Source organism: Janthinobacterium sp. JF4, from assembly GCF_059617925.1.
In genome coordinates, this window is record NZ_JCAQAV010000042.1 from 40,062 (window position 1) to 48,071 (window position 8,010).

9 protein-coding genes and 1 riboswitch are annotated in these 8,010 nt (G+C 59.6%); of the genes, 7 read left to right on the forward strand and 2 right to left on the reverse strand.

Annotated elements, in window-relative coordinates:
• Positions 1–90 precede the first annotated feature (90 nt).
• Together nrdR and glyA are read right to left on the reverse strand one after the other, a co-directional pair.
• Positions 91–555, reverse strand: coding sequence for a transcriptional regulator NrdR (nrdR, locus tag AC54AF_RS22915; protein WP_071078724.1), 465 nt, complete (start codon positions 553–555; stop codon positions 91–93).
• 144 nt (positions 556–699) lie between these two features.
• On the reverse strand, positions 700–1,944 hold the full coding sequence (glyA, locus tag AC54AF_RS22920) for a serine hydroxymethyltransferase (protein WP_131689548.1): 1,245 nt from the start codon (positions 1,942–1,944) through the stop codon (positions 700–702).
• Between the two features lie 111 nt (positions 1,945–2,055).
• A riboswitch (ZMP/ZTP riboswitch) is annotated at positions 2,056–2,179 on the reverse strand.
• Between the two features lie 314 nt (positions 2,180–2,493).
• Here glyA and ybgC point away from each other — a divergent pair.
• The 7 genes from ybgC to ybgF all read left to right on the forward strand — a co-directional run bounded on the left by ybgC (position 2,494) and on the right by ybgF (position 7,891).
• A complete protein-coding gene (gene ybgC / locus AC54AF_RS22925) occupies positions 2,494–2,895 on the forward strand; it encodes a tol-pal system-associated acyl-CoA thioesterase (RefSeq protein ID WP_099387060.1) in 402 nt (133 codons plus the stop codon).
• Positions 2,896–2,942: 47 nt separating this feature from the next.
• Positions 2,943–3,632, forward strand: coding sequence for a protein TolQ (gene tolQ, locus AC54AF_RS22930; protein WP_034759183.1), 690 nt, complete (start codon positions 2,943–2,945; stop codon positions 3,630–3,632).
• 15 nt (positions 3,633–3,647) lie between these two features.
• Positions 3,648–4,088, forward strand: a complete 441-nt coding sequence (locus tag AC54AF_RS22935; protein ID WP_496638388.1) for an ExbD/TolR family protein — start codon at positions 3,648–3,650, stop codon at positions 4,086–4,088.
• A 48-nt stretch (positions 4,089–4,136) separates the two neighbouring features.
• Positions 4,137–5,159, forward strand: coding sequence for a cell envelope integrity protein TolA (tolA, locus tag AC54AF_RS22940; RefSeq protein ID WP_496638389.1), 1,023 nt, complete (start codon positions 4,137–4,139; stop codon positions 5,157–5,159).
• Positions 5,160–5,164: 5 nt separating this feature from the next.
• Positions 5,165–6,433, forward strand: coding sequence for a Tol-Pal system beta propeller repeat protein TolB (gene tolB, locus AC54AF_RS22945; protein WP_496638392.1), 1,269 nt, complete (start codon positions 5,165–5,167; stop codon positions 6,431–6,433).
• 43 nt (positions 6,434–6,476) lie between these two features.
• Complete coding sequence (gene pal, locus AC54AF_RS22950; protein WP_099409962.1) at positions 6,477–6,998, forward strand: peptidoglycan-associated lipoprotein Pal; 522 nt, start codon at positions 6,477–6,479, stop codon at positions 6,996–6,998.
• Positions 6,999–7,132: 134 nt separating this feature from the next.
• Positions 7,133–7,891, forward strand: a complete 759-nt coding sequence (gene ybgF / locus AC54AF_RS22955; protein ID WP_496638390.1) for a tol-pal system protein YbgF — start codon at positions 7,133–7,135, stop codon at positions 7,889–7,891.
• The last annotated feature ends 119 nt before the right edge of the window (positions 7,892–8,010 follow it).

Consider the following 8,010-nt stretch of genomic DNA (forward strand, 5'->3'; position numbering starts at 1 on the left):
GCGTTGGGATTGATCAGGCTGCTTGCCAGGCGAACGCTGGCATGATGAAGACGGGGCGCATGAGCGGCCCCGTTGTCGGAAAAGTGTACGTCAGGGCTTGCTGCGTGCCTGCCCCACTTCGGCGATCGCATCCTGGAACTCGGCCAGGTCTTCGAAATTCTTGTAGACGGAGGCGAAGCGGATATAGGCGATCTTGTCGAGGCGCTTGAGTTCTTGCATGACGAGCTCGCCGATATAGCCGGAATCGACTTCGCGCAAGCCGCTGGTGAGCAGTTTTTCCTGGATGGAGGCGATGGCCGTATCCACGGAGGCGGCCGCGACGGGACGCTTGCGCAAGGCCAGCATCAAACTGCCGCGCAACTTATCCGCAGCGAACTCCGTCCGGCTGCCATTCTTTTTGACGACGGCCGGCATGATAAGTTCAATGCGTTCGTAAGTCGTAAAACGCTTGTCGCATTTGCCGCAGCGGCGGCGGCGCCGAATGGCATCCCCTTCCTCCGATACGCGCGTATCGAGAACCTGGGTGTCGCCGTGCTGGCAAAATGGACATTTCATGGGCTGGCTACAACTTTATAGTAATAATTACGGGAAATCGCCGCCCTTGTACAAAGGGCGCCCGAATCACTCCGGGCGCCCTTGGGCACGACTGGAATGTGTCAGACAGAATCTTACTCCGTATGACACATTCTGGACAAATAATTATGCGTACACCGGATGCGCGTCGGCCAGCACTTTCACGGCCGCTTTCACGCGCTCGATGGTGGCGGCGTCATGCGGATTGTCCAGCACGTCGGCGATCAGGTTGCCCACTTCTTCCGCTTGCGCTTCCTTGAAACCGCGCGTCGTCATCGCCGGGCTGCCCAGGCGGATGCCCGAGGTGACGAAGGGTTTTTGCGGGTCGTTCGGGATGCCGTTCTTGTTGCAGGTGATGTGCGCGGAACCGAGGATGGCTTCGGCTTCCTTGCCCGTCAGGTTCTTGGCGCGCAGGTCGACCAGCATGACGTGCGACTCGGTGCCGCCGGACACGATGCGCAGGCCGCGCTTGATCAGGGTTTTCGCCAGCACGTCGGCGTTCTTGATCACTTGCTTCTGGTATTCGACGAATTCAGGGCTCAGCGCTTCCTTGAAGGCGACAGCCTTGCCGGCGATCACGTGCATCAGCGGGCCGCCCTGGATGCCAGGGAAGATGGCCGAGTTGATGGCTTTTTCGTGCTCGGCCTTCATCAGGATGATGCCGCCGCGCGGGCCGCGCAGCGATTTGTGCGTGGTCGAGGTGACGAAGTCGGCGAACGGCACCGGGTTCGGGTACAGGCCGGCGGCGATCAGGCCGGCGTAGTGGGCCATGTCGACCATGAAATAGGCGCCAACTTCCTTGGCGATCTTGCCGAAGCGTTCGAAGTCGATCTTTTTCGAGAACGCGGAGGCGCCGGCGATGATCAGTTTCGGCTTGCGTTCGCGGGCCAGGCGCTCCATTGCCTCGTAGTCGATGTCTTCTTCCGCCGTCAAGCCATACGACACGACGTCAAACCATTTGCCGGACATGTTCAGCGGCATGCCGTGGGTCAGGTGGCCGCCTTCGGCCAGCGACATACCCATGATCAGGTCGCCTGGTTTCAACATGGCAAAGAACACGCCCTGGTTCGCCTGCGAACCGGAATTCGGCTGCACGTTCGCGCATTCGGCGCCGAACAGCTGTTTCACGCGGTCGATGGCCAGTTGCTCGGCCACGTCGACGTATTCGCAGCCACCGTAGTAGCGCTTGCCTGGATAGCCTTCGGCATATTTATTCGTCAGCTGCGAGCCTTGCGCTTCCATGACGGCTGGCGACGTGTAGTTCTCCGACGCGATCAGTTCGATGTGGTCATGCTGGCGCGTGTTCTCTTTTTGAATGACGGCGAACAATTCAGGATCGACGTTGGCGAGGGTGTGATCTTTTGCAAACATGTAAAAACTCCAAGTATGAGGGTGCTTGTACTGGCAGGTTGGATCGAATGAGGGGAGCCGGCGTTAATTGAATAACAACACTTGACGGGCAGCCTCTTCGTGCTTTTCCATAGTGGCTACCCAGGCGAACGGCTGATGAAAAATCTCACGTTTCCCGGTGGGTGCCCACCTTTCGCCGGTTTGCCGATCGCCATCCAGGCAGATCGCCGACTTTTCGCCAGTCACGTGAGACGTAATGGAAGTCAAATTGTAAGTTAAGTGCCCAAATTGAGCAAGGAATGCAACCGTGCGGCTATAATCGCCGCGCGCCAACGCAAGCCGGGCATGCCACGAGCCGCCCGGGTGCGTGAATGCGGTGCTTAAGCTTGACTTAAACCTGGTCAAGGCATGTAAGCGTATGTTACGGGGCTTGCCATTGCCTACCCCGGATTTACAATGCTGCGGTGCAACTTATATGCAGCTTTTGCATGGCTTTCCAGCAAGCGCCCACAGTCACAAGAAGAAAAATCGCGTAAAATGTTGCTCAATCTCACTACTGGCGCAATAAACATGCCTTCAGTCTTTACCTGGAACGTACGTGTCTACTATGAAGACACCGACGCCGGCGGCATCGTCTATTACGCTAACTACCTGAAATTCTTCGAGCGCGCGCGCACAGAATGGCTGCGCGCCATCGACGTGGGCCAGCAGGCATTGCTGGAACAGCATGACGCAATGTTCGTTGTCAAAAGCGTCAACGCCGACTATCATGCGCCAGCCAGGCTCGATGACACGGTAAGATTAACCCTAAGCATAGAAAAAATGGGGCGAGCCTCCATCGTTTTCCTGCAACAAGCCTGGTGCGGCGACCGCCTGCTCAACACGGCCCGCGTCAAGATCGGCTGCGTCGATTCGGCCCTGCGCCCGCGCGCCGTGCCTGATGCAGTCGCGGCCCGCATGCGCGCCGCCTGAGCCCTACCTGCCACCCCCGGACAATTCACCCAACAGACTGCCAGCCAATGAACGTTACACAAGATCTTTCTTTCCTCGCGCTCATCTCCAATGCCCATTTGATCGTGCAACTGATCATGGCCCTGCTGCTGCTGATTTCCCTGACCAGCTGGACCTACATTTTCCGCAAGATGTTTGCCGTGCGCCAGGCGCGCAAGCAAACCATCGAATTCGAACGCAGCTTCTGGGCCGGCGGCAACCTGCATGCGCTGCACCAGAACGCCAGCGGCAACCGCGACCAGAGCGGCGCGCTGGCCCGCATCTTCGATGCCGGCATGGGTGAATTCATCAAGGGCAAGGCTTCCTACGGTTCGCGCGAAGCGTTGGACGTCGGCGCCGTGCTCGACGGCGCACGCCGCGCCATGCGCGCCGCTTTCCAGCGCGAAATGGACGTGCTCGAATCGCACCTGGCCTTCCTCGCTTCCGTCGGTTCCGTCTCGCCGTACATCGGCCTGCTCGGCACCGTGTGGGGCATCATGAACGCCTTCCGCGGCCTGGCCAACGTGCAGCAAGCCACCCTGGCCGCCGTCGCGCCCGGCATTGCCGAAGCGCTGATCGCCACCGCCATCGGCCTGTTCGCGGCCATTCCCGCCGTCGTCGCCTACAACCGCTTTTCGCATGACATCGACCGCCTGGCGATCCGCTTCGAGAGCTTCGTCGAGGAATTCTCCAACATCTTGCAGCGCCAGTCGCGCTAAGAGGGAGCAAGGTCCATGGGTTCCTCATTCAATAGCGGCAGCATGCGCGGTGGCCGTGGCCGCAAGTTCAAGTCCGAAATCAACGTCGTGCCGTATATCGACGTGATGCTGGTGCTGCTGATCATTTTCATGGTGATGCCGTCGTCGAACAATCCCAGCGTGGTGAACTTGCCCAACGCGGAAAAGTCGGCGAAACCGCCCGATGACTATATTCAGATCGTGCTCAAGCCAAATGGTTCGCTGTCAATCGGCGTCATCGGCAAGGAACAGCTGTCGCCGGAAACGGAACCGAACCGCGACGCCCTGCTGCGCAAGCTGCGCGGTTTGCACGAGAGCAATCCCGACTATCCCGTGATGATTGCGGGCGACAAGGAAAGCAAGTACGACGATGTGATCCAGCTCATTTCCGAAGCGAAAAAAATGGGCATTACCCGCGTCGGCCTGGCTACCAAGTAAGCGCAATACCCTGTTTCCAGACTTGACCGTTTTTAGATAGACTAGACTTTGCAGAACAAACAAATCGACCATGTACTCGGCAAGCCCTACAGCGTGCCGCGCGAACGCAGCCGCTGGCCCTCGCTGGGCCTGGCGCTGGCGATGCACCTTGGGCTGCTGTTTTTCCTGTGGGTGGGCGTACACTGGCAAAATACGGAACCTGTCGCCGTCGAAGCGGAAGTGTGGGATATGAAAGTGCAGACGGCCGCGCCGCCGCCCGAAGTGGCGACGGAACCGGAACCGACGCCGACGCCGCCGCCGGAACCGCAAGTGGAGCAGCCTGCCCCGCCGCCACCGCCGCCGGTGGCAGCACCCGAGCCGAAGGTCGACCTGCGCGAGGCGGAGATCGCCCTGGAACGCAAGAAGGCCAAGCTGAAGGAAGAGAAGGAAAAAGCGGCAGCGGAAGAGCGCCGCAAGCAGGAATTGAAGGAACGCGAAGAAGAAAAGCGCGAACTGGAAAAGCAGAAGCAGAAAGAAAAAGACAAGGCTGAAAAACTGGAAAAAGAAAAAGCAGAAAAGGCCGACAAGCTGGAGAAAGCCAAAGAAGCCAAAGAGAAAGCGGCGGAAGAAAAAGCCGAGAAAGAACTGTCCGATAAAAAAGCGGCGGCGGAAAAAGCCGCCAAGGCGAAAAAAGCGGCGGAAGAGAAAAAAGCCGCCGACAAGGCGCGCGCCGCGGAAATGAGCCGCATCACGGGTGCGGCCGGCGCCGGCACGACGGGCACGGCCGCGAAAGCGACCGCGCCACGCAAGGACAGCGGTTATGTCGCTGCCCTGACGAGCAAGATCAAGAGCAATATCGCGTACAGCGGTAGCACGGACGTGCCGGGCAACCCGCGCGCCGTGTTCAAGATCGAGCAACTGCCAACTGGGGAAATTATTTCGGTCCGAAAGATTAAAAGCAGCGGCCTGCCGGCGTATGACAGCTCGGTGGAAAACGCCATTAATAAATCGTCGCCACTGCCGAAGAAAAAAGACGGCACGGTGGAACGCGAGATTGAACTCATATTCGAGATGAAGGATTTGCCTAAATGATGACCATGAAAAAAATGAGCTATGTCGTGCTCTGTGCCGGCCTGATGCTGGGGGCGTCAAGCGCCCAGGCGCAGCTGCGCGTGGAGATTACGGGGATCGGCAGCAACCAGATCCCGGTGGCTGTCGCCAGCTTCGTCAATGAATCGGCGGCGCCGCAATCGCTGTCCGGCATCATCAAGGCCGACCTGGCGCGCAGCGGCGTGTTCAAGCTGATCGACGCCGATGCGCCCGTATCGGAAACGGCGCCCGTCAGCTACGAGCAGTGGAAGTCGCGCGGCGCCGACGCGCTGGCGGCCGGCACCGTGCAAAGCATGGCCGATGGCCGCCTGGACGTGCGCTACAAGCTGTTCGACACCATCAAGGGCGCGCAGATCTCGAGCATGAACAATGCGGCCGCGCCGCAGTTCAACCGCTTGCTGGCGCACAAGATCGCCGACGACATCTATGAAAAGCTGACGGGCGTCAAGGGCGCGTTCGCCACGCGCATCGCCTACGTCACGCAATCGGGCCGCGAATACCGCCTGGAAATCGCCGACGCCGATGGCGAAGGCATCCAGGTCGCCCTGCGCTCGAACGAGCCGATCATTTCGCCGTCGTGGTCGCCGGATGGCACCAAGGTCGCGTATGTCTCGTTTGAAAAGAAAAAGCCGATCGTCTACGTACAAAACCTGGTGACGCGCCAGCGCACCATCGTGTCGAATGAAAAAGGCAGCAATTCGGCGCCGAGCTGGAGCCCGGACGGCTCGCGCCTGGCCGTGGCCCTGTCGCGCGATGGCCATACCCAGGTCTACACCGTCAATGCCGACGGCAGCGGCTTGCGCCGCGTCAGCAGCAGCAGCGGCATCGATACGGAACCCCAATTCTCGGCCGATGGCCAAAGTATTTACTTCACCAGCGATCGCAGCGGCGGACCACAAATCTACCGCATGTCGGTCAGCGGCGGCGAAGCCAAGCGCGTGACGTTTGGCGGCTCCTACAACATCAGCCCGCGGATTTCATCCGACGGGAAGACACTCGCTTATATTTCCCGTCGCGACGGCAATTTCCAGCTCTACGCGCTCGACCTGGCTAGTGGCCAGGAACTGCGCCTGTCGGACACCGCCAACGACGAATCACCGAGCTTTTCGCCCAACGGGAAATATATCATGTACGCGACCGAATCCGGACGACGCAAGTCGCTGGCAGTGGTATCGGTGGATGGCCGCGTCAAACAGCGTTTGACTACGCAAGCTGGCAATATCAAGGAGCCCACCTGGGGTCCTTTTATGAAGTAAATGCTGTACAGTTTCACCTTTAACCATGACCCGGAGAATAAAAATGAGTAACTTTAAAAGTTTGGCTTTCATCGCCGCTACCGCAGCCCTGCTGTCCGCCTGCAGCACCCCAGTCAAAGTCGCAGAAACCCCAGTGGTTGAGCGCGCTCCTGAAAAAGTCGCCGCTCCAGTTGACACCCGTCAAGTTCAGCCAGTGACGACCGCATCGGTCGATCCACTGGACGATCCAAAAGGCGTGCTGGCTAACCGCAGCATCTACTTCGACTTCGACAAATACGTCGTGCGCGAAGCGGACACCCCAGTTGTGCAAAACCACGCTGCTTACCTGGTAAAAACCCCAGCACGCAAGATCCTGATCCAAGGTAACACCGATGAACGCGGTGGCGCTGAGTACAATCTGGCCCTGGGCCAGAAACGTGCTGAAGCCGTGCGCAAGTCGATGGCCGCCCTGGGCGTGCCAGAAGGCCAAATGGAAGCCGTGTCGCTGGGCAAAGAAAAGCCTAAAGCACAAGGCAGCAACGAAGCAGCATGGGCTGAAAACCGCCGCGCTGACATCGTTTATTGATGTTCACGGGTGAGCGCGGCAGCATTGACGCTTACCTAACTGGCCAGTCATAGGCATAATAATGGGGCGCAGCGCGGTGATTCACCGCCCGGCGCCCCGTTTGCATGTTTGCGTAACCTTTGAAAGCCCGACCCATGATGACATTCTCGAAAGCCGGCGTCGCCGCCGCCTTGATGGCCGCGTTTGCCTACCTGCCCCTGCACGCCAACGCCGCCCTGTTCGACGACGACGAAGCACGCAAGGCCATCCTCGAGCTGCGCGCCAAGGTCGACGCCATGGCGCGCGACCTGAACAGCCGCGTTGACGCCAAGGCGGACAAGACCAGCACCTTGAGCCTGATCAACCAGCACGACCAGACCATGCAAGAGATCGCCCGCCTGCGCGGCCAGATCGAAGTGCTGGGCAACGACCTGGCGAATGTGCAAAAGCGCCAGAAGGATTTCTACGCCGACATCGACGCGCGCCTGCGCAAGCTCGAACCGCGCCAGGTCACCATCGACGGCCAGGAAGCGGCCGTGGGCGTATCCGAGCAAAGCGCGTACGAATCCGCGTTCGGCCTGTTCAAGTCGGGCGACTACAAGGGCGCCGTCACGGCACTGGACGGCTTCGTCAAGCGCTATCCGGAATCGGCCTACGCGGCCAACGCGCAATACTGGCTGGGCAACGCCTATTACGCCCAGCGCGACTGCAAGAGCGCCATCACGGCCCAGCAGGCAGTGCTGAAGAACTACCCGGACAGCCCGAAGGCAGCCGACGCCATGCTCAACATCGCCAGCTGCTACACGGAGCTGAAAGACAAGCCGAACGCGACCAAGACCCTGAACGCGCTGATCTCGCGCTACCCGGACTCCAGCGCGGCCCAAGCCGCCAAGGAACGGGGCGGCAAAAAGTAAGACAGGGGAGAAAGTTGCCCGTTAGGTTTGACAGAATCCCGGGCACCCCCTATAATCTTCCTTCTTCGGGTCGTTAGCTCAGCTGGTAGAGCAGCGGACTTTTAATCCGTTGGTCGCAG

Bases quoted from the DNA above. Each gene is read 5' to 3' on its own strand.
- nrdR (WP_071078724.1), bottom strand. From the start codon at position 555: ATGAAATGTCCATTTTGCCAGCACGGCGACACCCAGGTTCTCGATACG.
- glyA (WP_131689548.1), bottom strand. From the start codon at position 1,944: ATGTTTGCAAAAGATCACACCCTCGCCAACGTCGATCCTGAATTGTTC.
- ybgC (WP_099387060.1), top strand. From the start codon at position 2,494: ATGCCTTCAGTCTTTACCTGGAACGTACGTGTCTACTATGAAGACACC.
- tolQ (WP_034759183.1), top strand. From the start codon at position 2,943: ATGAACGTTACACAAGATCTTTCTTTCCTCGCGCTCATCTCCAATGCC.
- AC54AF_RS22935 (WP_496638388.1), top strand. From the start codon at position 3,648: ATGGGTTCCTCATTCAATAGCGGCAGCATGCGCGGTGGCCGTGGCCGC.
- tolB (WP_496638392.1), top strand. From the start codon at position 5,165: ATGAAAAAAATGAGCTATGTCGTGCTCTGTGCCGGCCTGATGCTGGGG.
- pal (WP_099409962.1), top strand. From the start codon at position 6,477: ATGAGTAACTTTAAAAGTTTGGCTTTCATCGCCGCTACCGCAGCCCTG.
- ybgF (WP_496638390.1), top strand. From the start codon at position 7,133: ATGATGACATTCTCGAAAGCCGGCGTCGCCGCCGCCTTGATGGCCGCG.